The sequence below is a fragment of the Kitasatospora sp. NPDC001603 genome (assembly GCF_040298365.1).
Classification (GTDB): domain Bacteria; phylum Actinomycetota; class Actinomycetes; order Streptomycetales; family Streptomycetaceae; genus Kitasatospora.
On record NZ_JBEPAA010000001.1, the window covers coordinates 97,368 to 117,799 of the forward strand.

Here is a 20,432-nt window from a genome sequence, read left to right on the forward strand (position 1 = left end):
CGCCGGGCGGCGGCGAGGGCGTACCGGCGGGCTACTTCTTGCGGCCCGGCTTCCGGCCCGGGTCGGCCGGGTGCGGCGCCACCTTGCGGTCGCCCTTGGTGGCGATCCGCTGCTCGCAGAGGCCGGCCAGCACCTCGTACCCGGCCTTGCCCATCAGCTCGGTGAGCTCGGGGCGGTAGCTGATGTACACCGGGTCCGGGCCGGTGTGCGCGTCCGGGCTGCCGGTGCACCACCAGTGCAGGTCGTGGCCGCCCGGGCCCCAGCCCCGGCGGTCGTACTCGCCGATGGTGACCTGGAGGTAGCGGGTGTCGTCCGGGCGGTCGATCCAGTCGTAGGTGCGCCGCACCGGGAGCTGCCAGCAGACGTCCGGCTTGGTCTCCAGCGGCTCCTTGCCCTCCTGGAGGGCGAGGGTGTGCAGCGCGCAGCCGGCGCCGCCGGCGAAGCCGGGGCTGTTGAGGAAGAGGCAGGCGCCGTTGACCCGGCGGGTCTGCCGGTCGCCGTCCTCGTCGAACATGGTGATGCCGCCGTCGAGCCGGATCCGGCCCTTGGCGTCGGTGCCGTGCGGGTGGTTCTCCCAGATCTCGGGCGTCAGCCGGGCCGCGTGGCCGGCCACGCGCCGCTCGTCGTCCTCGTCCGAGTAGTGCGCGCCGAGCGTGCAGCAGCCGTCCGACTCGCCGCGGCCCTCGCGGATGCCCTGGCAGCCCCGGCCGAAGATGCACGTCCAGCGGGAGGTCAGCCAGGTGAGGTCGCAGCGGAAGACCTGCTCCTCGTCGGCCGGGTCGGCGAACTCGACCCAGGCCCGGGGGAAGTCGAGCGGGACCTCGGGGCGCGGGGCGTCGAGCGGGACCTCGACGCGCAGGGTCGGCATCGCGAGGTCGACCGGGGTCGCGCCGGCCTTGGTCTTCTTCTTGGAGGTCTCTGCTGCTGCCACCCGGCAAGGGTAGAGCCTTCACGGCGGTGCGAACCGCCTGCGGGCGGGGGATTTGCGGTGGTTTCGCCGAGCGGCGGCGGTCGGAGCCGCCGTCGGGCGAGGTGAAGGCGGGGTGAAGAGGTCTCCGGCGCGCTGCGGCCCGGACCGGCCGCCCCTCTAGGATGGCGGCCGGTCCGCTACGGGGAGGTACGGGGATGGCGAGCGGCAGTGGCAACGGCGATGCCGGAGGCGGCACCTTCGCCCTCAAACCGTGGGAACTGCACGGTGAGGGGCGCGAGTTCGAAAAGATCTCGGAGGACTTCGGGAAGGCCGCCAGCACCTTGGAGCAGTCGCTCGCGGCGCTCGGCAGCCCGTGGGGGCAGGACCGGCCGGGCAGCGGATTCGCCGCCGCCTACAAGGACGCGCGCGGCGGTCTGCTCGGCGGTCTGCGCGGGCTGGCCGGGCAGCTGGGGCAGGTCGGCTCGGGGCTGCACACCATGGCCGAGCGGACCGTCGACGCGGAGACCGCGGCGGCCGCCGGCTTCGGCGGCGCGGCGGGGCAGGGCGGGCCGGTGACGCCCGCGGCAACCCCGGGGGCCCGTACGACCGTCCCCAAGGACAGGTCGGCCTGACGGCCGGGGCCGTCCGCCGGACGCGGACCGCGGGTGACGCGGTCCGTGCGCGGCGGTCGGCACCCCGTGTTCCGTCGCCGCCGTGCTCCGCCACGCCGTGGCCCGCACGTCGTGGCCCGCACACCGAAGTCCGCACGCCGCGGTCCGTACGTCGAAGTCCGTACGTCGAAGGGGGAAGCGCATGTCCCGCAAGCTGCCCGAGGAGCTGGCACCGCTGCTGGCCAGGACCGGCCACCAGTGGCCGCAGGCCGACGAGGACGGGCTGCGCAGGGCGGCCGGCCTCTGGCGCGACTTCGGCGTCGAGGCCGAGCGTCTCGGCAAGCGCGGCGGGGACTCCGCCAAGCGCGTCACCGGGGAGAACTCCGGCCGCGCAGTGGACGCCTTCGGCGAGTACTGGCGGGCGTTCAGCGGCCGCGGCACCGGCCACCTGGACGACGCGCACAGCGCCACGGTCCTGGTGGCCGGCGCCTTCGACAAGGCCGCCCGGGCCGTGGACAGCTGCAAGGCCGACCTCGTCGCCACCCTCACCGAGCTGGCCGCCGAGCTGAAGAAGGCCGAGGAGCAGGCGGCCCGGGCCAAGGCGGCCGCGGCCGAGGTCGCCACCGCCGCCCGCGGCGACGGAGCGGCGCCCGGCGGGGTCTTCGGCGGGCTGCGGCAGGGCCTCGGCGCGGTGGCGGCCGGGGTGCGCGACGCCGCCACCGAACACGTCGCCGAAGCGGTGGCGGCGGCCGCCGTCGAGTCCGCCGGGCTGAAGATCGGCGGCCTGCTGGACGAGCTCGGCCGGGCGATGAAGGACGGGCTGGACGGCACGCTCAAGGAGCCCGCCGTGGTCGCGCTGCTGCGCCTCGCGCCGGGCGGCGTCCCGGGGGTGCGTCCGGCGTCGTTCACCGGCGGGGCCTTCGACCCGGTCGCCGCCGGGCTGCCCGCCGTGCTCGGCGAGCCGGGCGTGCTGGGCGCGGACGGCGCGGGCCTGGCGGTGGTGCTCGGTCAGGACGGCCGGCCCGTGGTCGGCGTGCCGGGGCTGGCGGTCAAGCTCGACGAGGCCGGCCGGCCGGTGCTCGACGAGCACGGAGACCCGGTCATCGTCCGGGCCGACGGCACGACGGTGACGGACCCGAGCGGGCTGCTCGTCGTCCAGGGCCCGGACGGCAAGCCGGTGGTGGGGGTCGAGGACCTCGCCGTGAAGGTGGACGGGCAGGGGCGGCCGGTGCTGGGCAGGGACGGCCTGCCGGTGCTGACCGACAAGGACGGCAAGGAGGTCCGCGGCATACCGCTGACCGACCCCGCGGCGGGCCGCGGGAACGGCCACGGACTGGACGGCAAACCGGGCGGGCCGCTCGCCGACGGGCCGGGCGCGGTGCTGCCGGGCGCACCCGGGGCGCCCGGCGTCCCCGGGGCCGGCACGCCCGGGGCCGGGCCGGACGGCGTGGTCGTGATGGACGGCGCCGGCCGCCCCGGCCCGGGCGGTCCGGGGGAGCACCCGGACCGGACCCCGGACGGGGGCGGTACGGGGCCGCTGCGGACCGGTGCGGCCGGCGGCGACCGGACGCCGGACGGCCCGGGCCGTCCGGCCGCCCCGGCACAGTTCGCCAGTGGTGGCGGCGACGGTGGTGGCGGTGGCGGCGCGGTCGGCTACGGCGGCCGGGCCGACGACGACTACCACCTGCCGCCCGCCCACCCGGGGGGTGGCGGCGGCGCGCCCGTGACCGTACGGACCGACTCGGTGCTCGCGCCGCCCGCACCGCAGGCCCCCGCCGCGCCCTCGCACCTCGGCGCGCCGGACGTGCCGTCCGGCGGCGGACCCGTCCAGGGCGGCCCGCACGGCACCTCCTACGGCGCCCAGTTCACCGTTCCGGTGGCCGTCGGGCCGACCGGCCCCGGTCCGCTGGCCGGCCCGTCCGGCGGTTCCTACCCGGGCCCGGTGGCGGCCGGGCACGGTCCGGCGCCGTTCGGCAGCGGGGTCGGCGCCGGCCCGCCCGCCGCCGGGGGCGCCCCCGGCGCCGTCCCGGCCGGGCCCGTCGGCGCGGTCGGCCCGGTCGTCGTCCCCGGCCCGGGCACCCCGGCGGCCGGGGCCCCGGGCGCGTCCGGGACGCCCGGCGCCCCCGCCTCCGGACAGCAGGCGCCCGCCGAGGGCCGGCCGGGCGCCGGGGTGGGCGCGGGCGCCCCGCGGGGGGCCACCGGCACCCCGCACCCGGTCACCGCGCCCGGCCCGGTGACCGTCCTGCCGCCGTCGGCCCCGCCGGTCGCCGGCCCCGGCCGCCCCGAGGAACACCCGGAGGACCACCGCCGGCGCCCCGGCGGCGCCCCGGCCGAGGGCGGGGACAGCCTGGCCTGGGCCGCCGTGCCGGTCGCCACCGCGCACGCCCTGGCGCTCCAGCTGGCCCGGCGCGCCCTGCGCGGCGGCGGCGCTGAGGAGGAGTTCCAGGCGCGCCTGCGGACCATCGCCGACAGCCGCCCCTACGGACTGCCCGGCGGCCTGGCCCCGGTCGACCCGGAGCACCAGCGCGAGGTCGAGCGCCGGGCGCCCCGGGACGCGGCCGGTCTGCCCGTCCGCCACCCCGACCCGGCGGCCGGCGGCTGGACGGAGGTGGTCAACGCCGACGGTCCGCACGCCCCGGGCCGGGCGAACAACAGCCTGGAGATCGCGCTGTCCGCCGTCGACACCTTCACCGGCCGCCCGACCTGCGCCGCGCCCCGGATCCCCACCGAGGGCGACGCGGGGGAGCGCGGCGGCCGGGACCGTGCCGAACGCGAACTCGGCGCGCCCTTCCGCGACCTCGGCGACGGCGGCCCGGCCTTCGGCCGTCTCACCGGCGAACTGCGGCGGGCCGGCCACGGCGCCCAGGCCGTGCTGCTCACCCTGGACGGCTTCGGTCGTCCGCACGCCTGGAACGCCGTCAACCACCGGGACACCGTGACCTACCTCGACCACCAGGTCGGCCGCCGGGGGGCCGAGCCGCTGCACGACGCCGCCCACGGCCTCTGGGCGATCGCCCTCGACCCGGACGGGTGCCCGCTCGACCTCGCCGCGCGCCGTCCGGAGCCGGCGACGAGCGGCGCCCGGTGACCGCCGTCCTGAGCCGTCCCGAGCCGGCGGCGACCGCCGGCCGGCGGTGCCCGGTGACCCTCCGTCCGCCCCTCTCCGCCCGCGCGCCCCTCCCGGCCCGCGTCCATGCAAGGAGCACCACCCTGTGACCACCCGCGCGCAGGCGGTCGAGGCCGCCCACCGCTGGATCAACGGCGAGCTGCCGAGGGCCTCCGCCGACGGCTCGACCGGGAGCCGGCGGGTGCACTCGCACGAGTTCGACCTCGGCTGGGTGGTCTGGGCGGAGCCCTCGCCGGTGGGGGTCGACCCGCTGACGGGGGAGCGGCGCGCACCCGAGGAGGTGGGGGCGGCCTGTGCGGTGGTGGACCGGATCACCGGGCGGTTCACCGTCTGGCCGTCCGTACCGGTGGACGAGGTGACCGCGCTCTACCGGGACTTCGTGGGCGCCGGCGCCCACGACCCGGCCCTGCCGCCGGCCACCGGCCGGGGCACCCGGGCCGAGCTGACCTACCGTGACGACCTCGGCGAGGTCCGCTCGCTGGCGCTGCGCTCGGCGCCCGGGCTGCCGCACCCGGCGCTGCGCGGCTGGTGGTGGCTGCGCGAGCGGGGCGTCCGCCCGGAGGACGTGCTGGCCGTCCGCACCGACCTGCGGCTGAGCGCCCTGCCCGGCGGCTACTGGGCGTACGCGCTGGCCGCCGAGCTGCCGGGCGCCCGGGTGGAGGCCGAGCTGTCCTACGGACCGCGCTTCGACCACCGGGCGGCGGCCGTCCGCGCGCTCCCGGCCGAGCCCGGCGGACCGGTCCGCAACCGGGTGCCCTTCCCGCGCGGCGGCCCGGCCCCGGCCGCCGGAGCGGACGACGGGCTCGCGGCGCTGCTGGTGGAACGCTTCGGCGCCGGCGGCGTCCGGCGCTTCGACCCGGCCGACGTCGCCCGGGCCGACCTGCCGGAGGCCACCGCCCGGGTACTGCTGACGGTCGGCGTGCCCGTCGCGGTCGAGGGCTTCTTCGCGCTGCACCACCCGCGGCCGGACGCCATCGCCGACGGCACCCGGCCCGGTGCGGTGCTGCCGCCGCTCGCCGCCCACCTGGCGCAGACCGGCCGCGGCACCCGGGTGGCCGAGCGGGAGCGCCTCGCACTGGCCCCGCAACTGCTGCTCGGGACGGACGGCTGGGCGCTGATCGCCCTGGACACCGCCTGCGGCGCCGTCCGGGCCGTCGACCCCGACTACGCCACCGCCCGGCACTGCAACGCCGGGCCGGCGGCCTTCGTCCGCAGCCTGGCCCTGTTCGCCGGGTGGCTGCCCGGTCTGCCCGGGCTGGACCCGCGGGCCGCCGGCACCGCCGTCGCCGAGCTGCAGCGCGCTCTGGCGGCGATCGACCCGACGGTCTTCGACGACCCGGAGAACTGGTGGGCCGTCATCGTCGAGCAGCTGTGGGACGGTCTGCTGTGACGCCGCGGCGGCGCGTCCGGGTGACCCGCGGTGCGCCGCCGCCGGGCCGGAGCGGGCGGCGGGCGCACGCTGGAGGCGACCGCCGGCACGGTCAGGTTGTCGGACCGGTTCGCTGATCCCCCGCCGACGCGTCGACGATGTCCCGGACGCCCGGCACCCCGCCGGACACCCGCGTCCGCCCGGCGTCCGAACCAGAGCTGGAGCCCGAGCCGTGACCGCCTCGCCCCGCACCGCCCACGCGGCCGTCCTCGCCGCCCTCGCGGTGCTGGCCGGCGGCTGCGCCCCCGCCCCCGAGCTCCGCGCCCACCCGGTCGCGGCCGAGCGGAGCTGCGACGCCCCGACGGTGATCGGCCACCGGGGCGCCCCGCTCGACGCCCCCGAGAACACCATGGGCTCCTTCGAGACGGCCCTCGACCAGGGCGCCGACTGGCTGGAGACCGACGTCCAGACCACCCGGGACGGCGTGCCGGTCCTGATGCACGACCCCACCGTGGACCGCACCACCGACGGCCACGGCGCCGTCGCGGACCTGACCGCCGCTCAGGTCGCCGGGCTGCGGGTGACCGTCGGCCCCGGCCCGGCCGAGGCCGTGCCGACGCTGGAGCACCTGCTGAACCGGCTCGCCGGCAGCCCCGTGACGCTGCTGATGGAGATCAAGTGGCAGCGGGCCGAGGACGTCGCCCGGATCGCCCGGATCGCCGCCGCCAGCGGCGCCCGGGTCTACCTGTACTCGTTCTCCGCCGAGCACCTGCGCCAGGCACACGCCGCCGCCCCCGCCCTGCCGGTCGTCCTCATCCAGGGCGCCTCGCTCGCCGACGATCCCGGTGACCTGCCGCTGCACGGCATCGCCCTGGAGGGGGCGCTGGCCACCGCCGACCGGATCGCCGCCGAGCGCGCGGCCGGCCGCGAGGTCTACGTCTGGACGCTGGACGACGAGGCGTCCTGGCAGCTGATGACCGACCGGGACGCCGACGGCCTGATCACCAACGCCCCCGGCCGGGCCCGCCGCTGGGCCGACGCCGGCTGCCGCACGCTCCACCCGGCCGCGCCGCGGGGCACCCACGGGCCCTGAGCCGGCGCCGCTGGTCCGGACCAAGTCACCGGGCCCGGACCGCCGGACCAGCACGAATACCGACGCGCCAGGTCTGTCCGGAGGCGGGATCGCGTAGCGTGAAGGGCTATGCGACTCGGTGTTCTCGACGTAGGTTCCAACACGGTCCACTTCCTCGTGGTGGACGCGCACCCCGGTGCCGCCCCCGTCCCCGCCTACTCCCACAAGGCGGAGCTGCGGCTCGCCGAACTCCTCGACGACCGGGGCGCGATAAGTGAGCCCGGGGTGGCGAAGCTGGTCGGCATGGTCGCCTCCTCGCTGCGGGTCGCCGAGGACAAGGGCGTGCTCGACATCCTGCCGTTCGCCACCTCCGCCGTCCGGGAGGCCGCCAACGGCGAGGAGGTGCTGCGCCGGGTCGCCGAGGAGACCGGGGTCGAACTGCGGGTGCTCTCCGGGCAGGACGAGGCGCGGCTCACCTTCCTCGCCGTCCGCCGCTGGTTCGGCTGGTCCTCCGGCCGGCTGCTCAACCTGGACATCGGCGGTGGCTCGCTGGAGATCGCCTGCGGGCTGGACGAGCAGCCCGACGTGGCCTGTTCGCTGCCGCTGGGCGCCGGCCGGCTCACCGGCCGCTGGCTGCCCGGGGACGTCGCCGACCCGGAGGGCCTGCGCGAGCTCAGACGCCACATCCGGGCCGAGATGGCCACCGTGGTCGGCGAGATCGCCCGGCTGGGCTCCCCCGACCACGCGGTCGCCACCTCCAAGACCTTCAAGCAGCTCGCCCGGATGACCGGCGCGGCCCCCGCCGACGCCGGCCCGTACGCCGACCGCCGGCTGACCCGCAGCAACCTCTCCGCCTGGCTGCCCCGGCTCTCCGCGATGACCGTCGCCGAGCGGGCGCAGATCCCCGGTGTCTCCGAGGGCCGCGCCAAGCAACTGCTGGCCGGCGCCCTGGTCGCCGACGCCGCGATGGACCTCTTCGGCCTGGACGAGCTCGACATCTGCCCGTGGGCGCTGCGCGAGGGCATCATCCTGCGCCGCCTGGACACCATGGACGGCGCGGTCGACCGACGCCGGCCCGCGCTCGCCACCTGAGGGGCGGTCCGGCCGGCCCGCGCCGGGAGGGCCGCTCCCCGTTCCGGGCGCGGTCCGCTTACGCTGTCTCCCGTGGCGCAACCAGCGGACGAGGACGGGACGCGGGAGGGCCGCGCTCCCGGGGACGGGCAGCCGCGGCCGGACACCCCGCGCCGCACGGACCCGCCGCCCGCGGCCGCCGGCGGCGAGCCGGCCGGGACCGGCGGTGCCGGACGGGCCCGCAAGCTGGGCAAGGCCGTGAAGGGCGCGAAGAGCGCACGGAGTGCGAAGAGCGCCGGGCCGGCCGGGGAGGCCAGGACGGCCGGGGCTTCCGGGGCTTCCGGGGCTTCCGTGGCGCCTGAGGATTCTGCTACTTCTGGGGCGGCGGCCGCAGCGAAGTCCGCCCGGGCGGCCCGGAAGGCCACCGGCGGAGCGGTGAAGAAGGCGGCGAAGAAGGCGGCGAAGAAGGCCCCCGGGCAGCCGCCCGCGGCGGGGACCGCGACCGGCGGGACCGGCGCGGCGCCCCGCGGGACCCGGACCGCCCGGGCGGCCGGCGCCGCCAAGGCCGCCGTCCAGTCGGTGAAGTCCGTCAAGGCCGCCCGGCAGGCCGCGGCCCACCCGGCCCCGCTGCTGCGCACCACCGACCGCCTGGTCCTGCCCCCGCACCCCGGCCTGCGCATCCCCGACACCAAGGTCGCCCTCTCCACCGCCTCGGTCTACCCGGCCAACACCGCCATCGCCTTCGAGCTGGCCGAGCGGCTCGGCTACGACGGCGTCGAGGTGATGGTCTGGAACGACCCGGTCAGCCAGGACATCGAGGCGCTGCGCCGGCTCTCCGACGCCCACCGGATGCCGATCCTGGCCGTGCACGCGCCCTGCCTGCTGATCACCCAGCGGGTCTGGACCAGCGACCCGTGGACCAAGCTCGTCCGGGCCCGCGCGGCGGCCGAGAAGCTCGGCGCGAGCGCCGTCGTCGTCCACCCGCCGTTCCGCTGGCAGCGCCAGTACGCCCGGGACTTCGTCGAGGGCATCAACCGGATGGCGGGCGAGACCGACGTCCGCTTCGCCGTCGAGAACATGTACCCCTGGCGCTACCGCGACCGCGAGATGCTGGCCTACGCACCCGGCTGGGACGTCACCGAGGAGGAGTACCGGCACTTCACCATCGACCTCTCGCACGCCGCGACCTCCCGGATCGACGCGCTCGCCATGGTCGACCGGATGGGCGACCGGCTCGCGCACATCCACCTGGCCGACGGCAGCGGCTCCGGGAAGGACGAGCACCTGATCCCCGGCCGGGGCAAGCAGCCCTGCGCCGAACTGCTGGAGCACCTCGCCCGGACCGGCTTCGACGGCCACGTGGTGCTGGAGGTCAACACCCGGCGCTCCGCGTCCCCCGCCGAACGCGAGGCCGACCTCGCCGAGGCGCTCGCCTTCACCCGGCTGCACCTGGCCACCCCCGCCCGGGTACGCTGACCGCGAACTGCCGTACCGAGGGGGACATATGACGGACAGCACGGACTACCGCCGGCTCGCCGGCTCGTTCGGCGGGGTGGCCGCCGAGTACGACCGGGCCCGTCCCTCGTACCCCGACGAGCTCTTCGACGCGCTGGAGCGCCTGGCCGGCCGCACCCTGAAGGGCGCCCGGGTGCTGGACGTCGGCGCCGGCACCGGCATCGCCACCCGGCTGCTGGCCGGCCGCGGCGCGGACGTGATCGCCGTCGAGCCCACCCCCGGCATGGGCGCCCAGTTCCTCACCTCCTCGCCGGGCCTGCCGCTGGTCCGGGGCGACGGCGACGACCTGCCCTTCCACGACGGCTCGGCCGACTTCGTCACCTACGCCCAGGCCTTCCACTGGACGCACCCCGAGCGGTCCGTCCCCGAGGCGATCCGGGTGCTGCGCCCCGGCGGCGCGCTCGCGACCTGGTGGAACGTGAAGGACAGCGGCGTCGCCTGGGTGGCGGCGATGGGCGAGCGGCTCGCCAAGGCGCTCGCCGGGACGTACCACGGCTACGGCGCGGTCAACGAGATCGTCTCGCACCTCGCCCCCCACGACCTGCGGATCGGCACCGCCACGCTGCGCTGGGAGCGCCGGGTCACCGTCGACCACGTGATCACCGACCTGGTCTCGCGCTCCTACCTGGCCTCCCTCGCCCCCGAGGAGCGGGCGCCGCTGCTGGCCGTCGAGCGCGAGGCGCTGCTGGCGGAGTTCCCGGACGGCTGGGTGGTCGAGCCGTACGTCCTGGACCTCACCGTGGCCCGGACCCCGGACGCCACGGCCTGACCGCATCGCGGACGCGGTGTCCGCCCGCCGGACGGCGGGCGTAGTCTCGAAAGACACAGCGGCCGCGCACCCTCCTCACCAGCGGGGCCGCCAGCAGCCTCCGAAGGAGTGGAGCACAGTGCCCGAGCTGAAGTCCCGTACGGTCACCCACGGTCGCAACATGGCAGGCGCCCGGGCGCTTCTCCGGGCCGCCGGCGTAGCCCGCGAGGACTTCGGCAAGCCGATCATCGCGGTCGCCAACTCCTTCACCGAGTTCGTCCCCGGGCACACCCACCTCCAGCCGGTCGGCCGGATCGTCTCCGAGGCGATCAAGCAGGCGGGCGGCATCCCGCGCGAGTTCAACACCATCGCGGTGGACGACGGCATCGCGATGGGCCACGGCGGCATGCTCTACTCGCTGCCCTCGCGGGACCTGATCGCCGACTCGGTGGAGTACATGGTCAACGCGCACTGCGCGGACGCCCTGATCTGCATCTCCAACTGCGACAAGATCACCCCGGGCATGCTGATGGCCGCCCTGCGCCTCAACATCCCGACCGTCTTCGTCTCCGGCGGCCCGATGGAGGCCGGCAAGGCCACCCTGGTCGACGGCACCGTGCGCAGGCTGGACCTGGTCGACGCGATCTCCCAGGCGGTCAACGAGAACGTCTCCGACGAGGACATCGCGATCATCGAGGAGAACGCCTGCCCGACCTGCGGGTCCTGCTCGGGCATGTTCACCGCCAACTCGATGAACTGCCTGACCGAGGCGATCGGCCTCTCGCTGCCCGGCAACGGCTCGGTGCTCGCCACCCACACCGCCCGCCGGGCGCTGTACGAGAAGGCCGGGCGGACCGTCGTCGAGATCACCAACCGGCACTACCATCAGGACGACTACAGCGTCCTGCCCCGCTCGATCGCCACCCGGTCCGCGTTCGAGAACGCCATGGCGCTGGACATCGCGATGGGCGGCTCGACCAACACCATCCTGCACCTGCTCGCCGCCGCCCAGGAGGCCGAGCTGGACTTCGACCTGCGGGCCATCGACGCGGTCTCCCGCCGGGTGCCCTGCCTCTCCAAGGTCGCGCCCAACGGCTCGTACTACATGGAGGACGTCCACCGGGCCGGCGGCATCCCCGCCATCCTCGGCGAGCTCTACCGCGGCGGCATGCTCCACGAGGACGTGACCACCGTCCACTCCGACTCGCTCGCCGAGTGGCTGAAGACCTGGGACGTCCGCGGCGGCTCGCCGTCCGCCGAGGCCGTCGAGCTCTGGCACGCCGCCCCCGGCTGCGTCCGCTCCGCCGAGGCCTTCTCCCAGTCCGAGCGCTGGGAGTCGCTGGACACCGACGCCGCCAACGGCTGCATCCGCAGCGTCGAGCACGCCTACTCGGTCGAGGGCGGCCTGGCCGTGCTGTACGGCAACCTCGCCGAGGACGGCTGCATCGTGAAGACCGCCGGTGTCGACGAGTCGATCTGGACCTTCAGCGGCCCCGCGGTCGTCGTCGAGTCCCAGGAGGACGCCGTCGACGCGATCCTCACCAAGCGGATCAAGGAGGGCGACGTCGTCGTCATCCGCTACGAGGGCCCCAAGGGCGGCCCCGGCATGCAGGAGATGCTCTACCCGACCTCGTTCCTCAAGGGCCGGGGCCTCGGCAAGGCCTGCGCCCTGGTCACCGACGGCCGCTTCTCCGGCGGCACCTCGGGCCTGTCGATCGGCCACGCCTCCCCGGAGGCCGCCTCCGGCGGCACCATCGCGCTGGTCGAGGACGGCGACATCGTCGCCATCGACATCCCCGGCCGGACGATCTCGCTGGAGGTCCCCGCCGAGGTGCTGCACGAGCGCCGGCTGAAGCTGGAGGCCGGGGGCGGCTACCGTCCGAAGAACCGCGAGCGCCAGGTCAGCCAGGCGCTGCGGGCCTACGCCGCGATGGCCACCTCCGCCGACAAGGGCGCCGTCCGCGACGTCTCCAAGCTCGGCTGACACCCCCGCGCCACGAGGAGCCGTTCCGCCCCGGGCGGGGCGGCTCCTCCCGCGTCGGCCGCCGGATGCTGTCTCACGGGCGGGGCGCCGGGTGATAATCGGCCGTGTGAACGAGGACCCCACCCCCACCCCCAGGCCCGCCGGCGCCCCCGAGCCGGAACCGATCCGCTGGTTCGGCACCAGCTGGGTCGGCCGTGGCACCGACTACCGGCTGCGCCGGGTCGTGGTGCCGCTCGGCGCCCTGCTCGCGGCGGTGGCCGGGGCGTTCGTCCTGCGCTTCGCCGTCGAGGGCGTCCAGCTGTCCGACAACGGCGGGTTCGTCAACGGCCTGCTGGTCGCCGCCGTGGCGATCTGCTCCTGCCTGGCCGGGCTGCGCAACTGGAAGCTGCTCAGCGAGGGCAGGGACCAGCTGACCGGCTGGATGGCCGAGGACAAGTCGCTCGGCGTGGTCTGGGTCATCGGCGGGGTCGGCGCGCTGTTCGCCTACTTCCTGCGCGGCCTGGTCGAGGCCCCCGGCGAGGCCGTCAAGCGCGCCCGGTACGAGCGCGCCACCGCCCAGTACGGGCGGCGGCAGGCGGGCCGCGGCGGCCGGCCCGGCGCGAAGAAGGCGGCGCCGGGCCGGGGCGGGCGCAAGCGCTGAGCGCTCAGCTGCGGGTGATCGTGCCGCACTCGCCCCGCGCGGTCAGCTCCTTGGAGCGGTCGTACGGGTCGGTGGCCGGTCCGGTCCGCTCCGGGCCCGGCTGGGCGAACTGGGGGAACCGCGGGTGGAGGAAGCCGTCGTAGACCTCGCAGGCGGTGTTGCCGACCTCGGACCGGCGCTTGCCGAAGTTGATCTTCTTCGGGTTGTTCTGGTACCTGCCCGGGTCGTAGAACCGGAAGTCCTCCGTCTTGCGCACGATGGTGCGGGCGGTCCGGGTGTCCCCGGGGACGTCGGCCACCGGGAGCAGCAGGCCGACCGGCTTGACCGCGCCGTCCCCGGGCGCGGGCGGCGCGGGCGGCGCCGACCGCGGGGACTGCGCCGGGGCGCCCGGCGTCGGCCGCTGGGCCGTGGCGCGCTGGGCCGCCTCCGGGCCGGGACGCAGCGCGTAGACGTAGGTGAAGTCGGTGTGCACCACGACCCCCTTCTCACCGTCGCCCTCGACGCTGATCCGGCCCTGCAGCCTGACCCCGTCGGCCACCTGGACCGCCTCGCGCGGATCGAAGCGGTCGAACGCCGAGGTGGGGTCGTCCTCCTTGCTGGGGCGGGCCAGCGCGATCTCCAGCTTGTCCCGGCTCTCCCGCTCCAGCATCGCCAGCGCGGCGTCCGGCCGGCCGCCCGCGATCACCTTCGGATCCAGGTTGGCCGCCGCCAGGTAGTCCTTCACCAGCCTGACCTGGGCGGCCACCTGCTCGGCGCCGAACACCCCGATGGCGCCGGGGGCCTGCGGCAGGTCGAAGGCGTCCATCGTGGTCGGCCAGTCCTTGGCGGGGGAGCCGGCCCACGGGCGGTCGACGGTGGGCTGCTCCTCGTCGACCGCTGAGGGCGCGCCGGTCGGCCGCGCGGTCTCCGGGGCGACCGGCGCGGCGGACGTGCCGGACCGGTCCGGGCCGGCGCCGAAGGTCGTCGAGAACCAGGAGCGCACGCCGTCGACGTTGAGCGCGCCCAGCAGCACGACCACCGTCAGCAGCACGTACAGCGGTGCCTGCCACCGCGGCCGCGGACGGGCGTTGCCCCAGGGGTCGACCGGCTTCGGGGCGCGCCCGAAGCGCCCGGCCTTCCTCGGGCCGTCGTTCACCGAGCGCCGGCCGCCCGGGTCGACCGGCGGGGTGTGCTGCCACCGGGCGGAGAGCATCCGGGTGCGGCCCGCGGGCTCCTTGACGGCGGCCCCGCGGACGAACTCCTCGTCCAGGACGAGGTCGGCGAACGGGTCCTTCCCGCCCGCTCCGGACGGGTCCGCCCCGTCCGGGGCGCGGCCCTCGGACGGGCGCGGTTCTGGATCTTCGGCTATCGGCATCGCGCCAGTATGCCGACGGGGTGTGACAGGGAATCGATCGGGGGCACACCGTGTGGTGAACTCGGGTGCGGCGTGCGGGAATCACCCCGTTTTGTCCGGCTCGCGGGCCGGTACTCAGCCCTTGCCGCGGGCCTGCTTCACCGAGCCGACCACGCCCGCGACGGCCAGCAGGAGACCGGCCGGCAGCAGCGAGAGGAAGAACGCGCCGAACAGGCCCGCGTCCCCGAGGATCGTCTGCGCCAGCATGTTCAGCACCAGCAGCCCGCCCGCGGCCGGCAGCGCCGACTTCCACGGATGCGCGTCCGCCCACCGGCGCAGCCGCCGGTCGGCGGTGTCCTTGCGCAGCTGGCCGCCCACCGTGCCGACCAGGAAGAAGAAGAACAGGGCCCAGCCGGCCGGTCCGGCCAGCATGCTCAGCGACCAGTCGCCGGTGATCGCGTCGATCCCCAGGGCGGTCGCCCCCACCACCGCACCGACTCCCGCGGCCGTCCGCCACGGCCCCAGCGTCGCGGCGGCGACGGCGGCTTGCCGGTTCTCACGTCGGGACATCTCTCCGTGTGCCATGCCTCCACGGTGCGCCCGCGCACGGCCCGAAGCCATAGGGGAGAACCCCGAGTTTCTCCCTAGGGCGGACGCCCCCGGGCCCGGCCCCGGGGCGGACGCCGCCGTGCCCTTCCGCAGGGTGGACGGTCCCGCCGCGGGCGGGGGACCGGTGCGAGGATGGCGGCAGGAACGGATGCAAGGAGCGGGCATGGGCAGCGGCGCGGCGCACGGGCAGAAGATCGCCTTCCTCGGGACGGGCAAGATCGGGGAGGCCCTGCTCTCCGGTCTGCTGCGGGCCGGCAAGGACCCGGCGGACGTCCTGGTGACCGCCCGCCGGCCGGAGCGGGCCGCCGAGCTGGCCGCGAAGTACGGCGTCGGCGTGGTGGCCAACCACGAGGCCGCCAAGCTCGCCGACACCCTGATCCTCGCGGTGAAGCCGCAGGACATGGGCACCCTGCTGGACGAACTGGCGCCGCACGTCGGCGCGGACCGGCTGGTCATCTCGGCCGCGGCCGGCATCCCCACCGCCTGGTTCGAGGAGCGGCTGGCGCCCGGCACCCCGGTGGTCCGGGTGATGCCCAACACGCCCGTCCTGGTGGACGAGGGCATGAGCGTGATCTCCGGCGGCTCGCACGCGACCGAGGCGCACCTGGAGCGGGCCGAGGAGATCTTCCGCTCGGTCGGCAAGGCGCTGCGGCTGCCGGAGTCCCAGCAGGACGCGGCGACCGCGCTCTCCGGTTCGGGCCCGGCGTACTTCTACTTCCTGGTCGAGGCGATGACGGACGCCGGCATCCTGCTCGGCCTGCCCCGGCACGTGGCGCACGACCTGATCGTGCAGTCCGCGATCGGCGCCTCGGTGATGCTGCGGGACTCCGGCGAGCACCCGGTGAAGCTGCGCGAGGCGGTCACCTCGCCGGCCGGCACCACCATCGCGGCCATCCGCGAGCTGGAGAACCACGGGGTGCGGGCCGCGCTGCTGGGCGCCCTGGAGGCGGCCCGGGACCGCTCCCGGGAGCTGGCCTCCGGCGGCCGGTAGGCCGCCCAGTAGGCTCGGCCGCATGGCCTACGACCTGGTGATCTTCGACAACGACGGCGTGCTGGTGGACAGCGAGCCGCTCTCCAACCGGTTGCTCGCCGAGTACCTCACCGAACTCGGCTACCCGACCACGATCGAGGACTCGTACCGGGACTTCATGGGCACCGCGGCCCACCGGATCCACGACGTGATCGCCGAGCGGCACGACGGCGCGAAGCTGCCGGAGGGCTTCGACGAGCTGTTCCACGGCCGGGTGTTCGCCGCCTTCGACGCCGAACTCACCGCCGTGCGGGGCGCGGAGACGCTGCTGAAGGAGCTCGGGCAGCGCTCCGTGCCGTTCTGCCTGGCCTCCTCGGCGCACCACGCGTGGATCCGCACCGCCCTCGACGTCACCGGTCTGCGCGGGTACTTCGCCGAGGAGCGGATCTTCAGCGCGCAGGACGTCGGCGTCGGCAAGCCGGCCCCCGACCTCTTCCTGCACGCCGCCCGCGCCCTCGGCGTCGACCCGGCCCGCTGCCTGGTGCTGGAGGACAGCGTCAACGGCGTGCTGGCCGCCCGGGCGGCCGGGATGGACGTCTACGGCTACACGGCGCTGACCGACCCGGCGCGGCTGACGGCGGCGGGCGCCACCGGTCTGATCGGGGACCTCGCCGAGGCCGCCGCGCTGCTCGGCTGAGCGGCCTGGCCCGTACCGGCGTGCGCACCCCCTCCCCAAAAGCCGCGCCACCCCCTACGCTCTCGCCAACATCGTTGTACCGGCCAGTAGCGAGGTGTGCGTGAAGATCGGGACGGCGCCCGGTGCCGCGGCACCGCCACGGCTGCGGGCGGGCCGGGCCGCGCTCACCGCGAGCTTCCTGCTCCAGGGCGTCACCTTCGCGCTGCTGGTCACCTGCATCCCCGAGATCCAGGACCGGTACGGGCTGAGCGACGCGCTGCTGCCGGTCTTCCTGGCCGCCGTGCCGATCCTGGCCGGCGTCGGGTCGATCGTCTCCGAGCAGCTGGTGCGGCGGGCCGGCGCGCGGGCGGTGCTGCGGGTCGTCCAGCCTGCCGTCTGCCTCAGCCTGGCCTGCGCCGGGTTCGGCCGCACGCTCTGGCAACTCGCGCTCGCGCTCGGCGCGTTCGGCCTGCTGGTCGGCGCGCTGGACGCCAGTATGAACATGCTCGGGGTCGGCCTGCAGCGCCGCTACGGGCGCTCGATCATGCTCGGCTTCCACGCCGCGTTCAGCCTCGGCGGCATCCTCGGCACGGTCGTCACCGGCCTCGGTTCGCACTACCACCTCGGCCTGCCCGTGCTGTTCGGGACGGCCGCCCTGGTGATCGCTCCGCTCGCGGTGCTGGCCGGGACGCGGTTCGCCGGGCCCGCCGAGCTCGGTGACGCCGTCCGGGAGGCCGCCGAGGCCGCGGCCCGGAGCGTCCCGTGGCGGCCGCTGCTGCCGCTCTGCCTGGCGATGGCCTTCGCGTACATCGCCGACGCCTCGGTCTCCAACTACAGCGTCAAGTACCTCACCGACGGCCTGGGCAGCGCCGAGGACGTGGCGAAGCTGTCCTACCTCGGCTACATGGTGGCGATGCTGCTCGGCCGTGCGCTGGGCGACCGCGCGGTGCAGCGCTGGGGCGCCGTCCCGGTGGTCCGCGGCGGCGCCGCGCTGGCCGCGCTGGGCTTCGCGATCGCCGCCGCCGCGCCCGGTGCGGCCGCCGGCATCACCGGGTTCACCGTGCTCGGCTTCGGGATCTGCGCGATCATCCCGCAGGTCTTCGCGGCCGGCGGGCGGCTCCTCCCGGACGACTCGGACGCCGCCGTGGCCCGGCTCAACCTCTTCAACTACGTGGGCTTCCTGATCGGTTCGCCGCTGGTGGGCGCGATCGCCGATGCCAGCTCGTACCGCTGGGCGCTGCTCGCCCCGATGCTCCTGGTGCTCGCCGTCCTCCCGCTGGCCGACCGCTTCGCCCCCGCCCCGGCGCTCGTCCCGGCGCGGGCCTGACGGCGGCGCCGCGCCGCGTGGCGCTCAGCCTTCGCGGATCTCGTCCAGCGACTCCCGCATCAGGGCCTTGGCGCGGGTGAACCAGTCCGCGAGCACGGCGATCTCGTCCGGGGTGTAGTCGGCGAACAGGCGGCCGAACCGCTCGTACATCGGGCCGTAGACCTGGAGGATGCGGGCCTGCGCGGAGTCCTCCATCACCACCCGTACCCGGCGGCGGTCGGCCGGGTCGGCCTCGCGGCGGGCGTACCCGGACTTCTCCAGCCGGTTGAGCACGCCCGTCACCGCACCGGTGGTGAGCTGCGCCCGCTCGGCGAGGTCGCCGGCGGCGAGCGGCTCCCCGGCCATGGCCGCCTCGATGACGAAGCCGAGGCAGGTGAGGTCGGTGACGTTCAGCCCGAGCCGGGCGGCGACGTCCTGCTGTCCGAACTGGGCGAGCGCGATCATCCGGTCCATCGCGTACTGCGCCTGCTCGGTCGTCGCCCGCGGGCGCGGCTTGCCCTCCACGGAGCATCTCCTTAGTATCTAAGTTACTTAGCTCGCGAGATAAAACGTCGGTCGCGGCCCGCTCCCCGGGCGCGCCGAGCGTCCGCGAAGCCCATCACAGCGGAACCCCATCACACCAAAGAGGGAGACATGGGCGCACACGACGAGCACGACATGGGCCACACCGTCGCCGGCTGGACGGGCGTCGCGATCGCGATCGCCGGCAGCGCGGTCGCCGGGGTGGCCTTCGCGGCGGGCTCGGCCGCCGCGTTCTGGACCGGCCTCGCCGTCGCCGCCGTCGGGGCGCCCGCCGCCTGGCTGCTGCACCTCGCGGGCTGGGGCAAGGCCACCGGACCCCGCCCGGCCGGCCGCCGGCACTGGCGCACCCGGGACACCGCCGCCCGGGCCGGCCACACCGACTGCCTCGGCTGCCGGCTGGCGGGCCGCACCGGCGTCGCCGCCGCGCCCGCGCCGGCGCCCGCGCCGGGCCCGGCCGCCCGGCTCTCCCGGAGGTAGGCCCGCACCCGGGCGGGCCGTTCACCGACCCCCGGGGGTGTGACCTGGCGGCGGTCGCGGCGCGCGCACGCACTACCGTGGACGCCATGCCCGAAGCCGAGCGTGACACCCCCTGCGGCCTGCACCTCTTCTGGGACGAGGCCGTCACCGCCTACGACTTCGGTCCCGGCCACCCGATGGACCCGGACCGGCTGGCGCTCACCATGCGCCTGGTGGAGTCCCTCGGGCTGAGCGCGGGGCCCGGCGTCACCGTCCGGTCCGCACCGCCCGCCGGCGACTCCACCCTGCGGCTGGTGCACACCCGGGAGTACGTCGCGGCGGTCAAGCACGCGGCCGCCCACCCCGAGGAGGTGGACCTGCGGCACGGGCTCGGCACCGACGACAACTGGGCCTTCCCCGCCGTCCACTCCGCCTCCGCGCTGATCGCCGGGCAGTCGGTCGCCGCCGCCGAGGCGGTCTGGCGCGGCGAGACCCCGCACGCCGTCAACTTCGCGGGCGGACTGCACCACGCGATGCCCGCCCGGGCGTCCGGCTTCTGCATCTACAACGACCCCGCGCTCGCCATCGCCCGGCTGCTCGAACTCGGCGCCGAGCGGGTCGCCTACGTCGACGTGGACGTCCACCACGGGGACGGCGTCCAGCAGGCGTTCTGGGACGACCCCCGGGTGCTCACCGTCTCGCTGCACGAGCACCCCGCGACGCTCTTCCCGCAGACCGGCTGGGCCACCGAGACCGGCGGCCCGGCCGCGCCCGGCTCGGCGGCCAACCTGCCGCTGCCGGCCGGTACCGGTGACTCCGGCTGGCTGCGCGCCTTCCACGCCCTGGTGCCCGAACTGCTGGCCGCCTTCCGCCCGCAGGTGCTGGTCACCCAGCACGGCGCGGACACCCACCTGGAGGACCCGCTCGCCCACCTCGCCGTCACCGTGGACGCCCAGCGGATGATCGCCGAGGAACTGCACACCCTGGCCCACGAGCACGCCGACGGCCGCTGGATCGCCCTGGGCGGCGGCGGGTACGCCGTCGTGGACGTCGTCCCGCGGACCTGGACCCATCTGGTCGCGATCGCCGCCGGCCGGTCCGTCGACCCGGCCACCGAGACCCCGGAGGCCTGGCGCGCCGAGGTCTACCGGCGCACCCGCCGGCCGGCCCCGCTGCGGATGACCGACGGCGCCCGGCCGGTCTGGCGGGACTTCGACGCGGGATACGATCCGGCCGACCGCCTCGACCAGGCGATCCTGGCCAGCCGCCGCGCCGTGCTGCCGCACCACGGCCTGCTGCCCTGAACCCCGGCCCCCGGTTGTGGAGGCGCCGGGCGGTGCGCACGACCCCTGCGACAGACCGCCGAGTGACTACGTAATGCAACAGGACTATCTCTCACCGTACGAGGACTGGGCTTCTCCCTCTTCCCACTGGTACCACCCATAACTACTCTGGGGATACACGTGTGCCGGTGGAGTCACCGGAGGGGAAG

Annotated in this window: 18 protein-coding genes; 14 read left to right on the plus strand and 4 right to left on the minus strand. The window is 76.1% G+C overall.

Translation table 11 applies throughout. The annotated features are described in order from the left end of the window. Positions 1 to 31 precede the first annotated feature (31 nt). Positions 32 to 868: a DUF3109 family protein gene (locus ABT263_RS00430; protein ID WP_352286384.1), complete on the minus strand. Its 837-nt coding sequence runs from the start codon at positions 866 to 868 to the stop codon at positions 32 to 34. A gap of 257 nt (positions 869 to 1,125) precedes the next feature. On the opposite strand from ABT263_RS00430, the gene ABT263_RS00435 reads away from it, so the two are divergent. The 9 genes from ABT263_RS00435 (at position 1,126) to ABT263_RS00475 (ending at position 13,047) form a co-directional block, all read left to right on the plus strand. Continuing rightward, positions 1,126 to 1,542, plus strand: a complete 417-nt coding sequence (locus ABT263_RS00435) for a hypothetical protein (protein ID WP_329488330.1) — start codon at positions 1,126 to 1,128, stop codon at positions 1,540 to 1,542. Between the two features lie 181 nt (positions 1,543 to 1,723). After that, positions 1,724 to 4,609, plus strand: a complete 2,886-nt coding sequence (locus tag ABT263_RS00440; protein ID WP_352286160.1) for a toxin glutamine deamidase domain-containing protein — start codon at positions 1,724 to 1,726, stop codon at positions 4,607 to 4,609. A gap of 124 nt (positions 4,610 to 4,733) precedes the next feature. After that, positions 4,734 to 6,038 carry an SUKH-4 family immunity protein gene (locus tag ABT263_RS00445; protein ID WP_352286161.1) on the plus strand — a complete coding sequence of 435 codons (1,305 nt, stop codon included), beginning with the start codon at positions 4,734 to 4,736 and terminating at the stop codon, positions 6,036 to 6,038. A gap of 211 nt (positions 6,039 to 6,249) precedes the next feature. Then, positions 6,250 to 7,110: a glycerophosphodiester phosphodiesterase gene (locus ABT263_RS00450; RefSeq protein WP_352286162.1), complete on the plus strand. Its 861-nt coding sequence runs from the start codon at positions 6,250 to 6,252 to the stop codon at positions 7,108 to 7,110. A gap of 108 nt (positions 7,111 to 7,218) precedes the next feature. Then, positions 7,219 to 8,181, plus strand: coding sequence for a Ppx/GppA family phosphatase (locus ABT263_RS00455; protein ID WP_329488325.1), 963 nt, complete (start codon positions 7,219 to 7,221; stop codon positions 8,179 to 8,181). 651 nt (positions 8,182 to 8,832) lie between these two features. Continuing rightward, positions 8,833 to 9,636 carry a sugar phosphate isomerase/epimerase family protein gene (locus ABT263_RS00460; protein WP_352286385.1) on the plus strand — a complete coding sequence of 268 codons (804 nt, stop codon included), beginning with the start codon at positions 8,833 to 8,835 and terminating at the stop codon, positions 9,634 to 9,636. Between the two features lie 28 nt (positions 9,637 to 9,664). Further along, positions 9,665 to 10,444 (plus strand): class I SAM-dependent methyltransferase, encoded by a 780-nt coding sequence (locus tag ABT263_RS00465; protein ID WP_352286164.1) that lies wholly within the window; start codon positions 9,665 to 9,667, stop codon positions 10,442 to 10,444. A 118-nt stretch (positions 10,445 to 10,562) separates the two neighbouring features. Beyond that, the gene (gene ilvD, locus ABT263_RS00470) at positions 10,563 to 12,407 is read left to right on the plus strand and encodes a dihydroxy-acid dehydratase (protein WP_352286166.1); all 1,845 of its coding nucleotides are present in this window, start codon (positions 10,563 to 10,565) and stop codon (positions 12,405 to 12,407) included. Between the two features lie 106 nt (positions 12,408 to 12,513). Then, the gene (locus tag ABT263_RS00475) at positions 12,514 to 13,047 is read left to right on the plus strand and encodes a hypothetical protein (RefSeq protein ID WP_329488322.1); all 534 of its coding nucleotides are present in this window, start codon (positions 12,514 to 12,516) and stop codon (positions 13,045 to 13,047) included. A gap of 4 nt (positions 13,048 to 13,051) precedes the next feature. Here ABT263_RS00475 and ABT263_RS00480 read toward each other — a convergent pair whose 3' ends face one another. Together ABT263_RS00480 and ABT263_RS00485 are read right to left on the minus strand one after the other, a co-directional pair. Further along, a complete protein-coding gene (locus ABT263_RS00480) occupies positions 13,052 to 14,401 on the minus strand; it encodes an SCO2583/SCO2584 N-terminal domain-containing protein (protein WP_352286168.1) in 1,350 nt (449 codons plus the stop codon). Between the two features lie 114 nt (positions 14,402 to 14,515). Then, complete coding sequence (locus ABT263_RS00485; protein ID WP_352286170.1) at positions 14,516 to 14,965, minus strand: hypothetical protein; 450 nt, start codon at positions 14,963 to 14,965, stop codon at positions 14,516 to 14,518. 187 nt (positions 14,966 to 15,152) lie between these two features. Between ABT263_RS00485 and proC the strand changes: the two genes are divergently transcribed. The 3 genes from proC (at position 15,153) to ABT263_RS00500 (ending at position 17,962) form a co-directional block, all read left to right on the plus strand. Beyond that, entirely contained in the window at positions 15,153 to 15,980 is an 828-nt protein-coding gene (gene proC, locus ABT263_RS00490; RefSeq protein WP_329488318.1) for a pyrroline-5-carboxylate reductase, read from the plus strand. 22 nt (positions 15,981 to 16,002) lie between these two features. Beyond that, positions 16,003 to 16,656: an HAD family hydrolase gene (locus tag ABT263_RS00495; RefSeq protein ID WP_329488317.1), complete on the plus strand. Its 654-nt coding sequence runs from the start codon at positions 16,003 to 16,005 to the stop codon at positions 16,654 to 16,656. Positions 16,657 to 16,756: 100 nt separating this feature from the next. Continuing rightward, complete coding sequence (locus ABT263_RS00500; RefSeq protein ID WP_352286172.1) at positions 16,757 to 17,962, plus strand: MFS transporter; 1,206 nt, start codon at positions 16,757 to 16,759, stop codon at positions 17,960 to 17,962. Between the two features lie 24 nt (positions 17,963 to 17,986). On the opposite strand, the gene ABT263_RS00505 is transcribed toward ABT263_RS00500, so the two are convergent. Next, entirely contained in the window at positions 17,987 to 18,466 is a 480-nt protein-coding gene (locus ABT263_RS00505; RefSeq protein WP_352286174.1) for a MarR family transcriptional regulator, read from the minus strand. Positions 18,467 to 18,595: 129 nt separating this feature from the next. On the opposite strand from ABT263_RS00505, the gene ABT263_RS00510 reads away from it, so the two are divergent. Both ABT263_RS00510 and ABT263_RS00515 read left to right on the plus strand, forming a co-directional pair. Further along, positions 18,596 to 18,961 (plus strand): HGxxPAAW family protein, encoded by a 366-nt coding sequence (locus ABT263_RS00510; RefSeq protein WP_352286176.1) that lies wholly within the window; start codon positions 18,596 to 18,598, stop codon positions 18,959 to 18,961. Positions 18,962 to 19,047: 86 nt separating this feature from the next. Next, positions 19,048 to 20,244 carry an acetoin utilization protein AcuC gene (locus ABT263_RS00515; protein ID WP_352286178.1) on the plus strand — a complete coding sequence of 399 codons (1,197 nt, stop codon included), beginning with the start codon at positions 19,048 to 19,050 and terminating at the stop codon, positions 20,242 to 20,244. Positions 20,245 to 20,432: the final 188 nt, after the last annotated feature.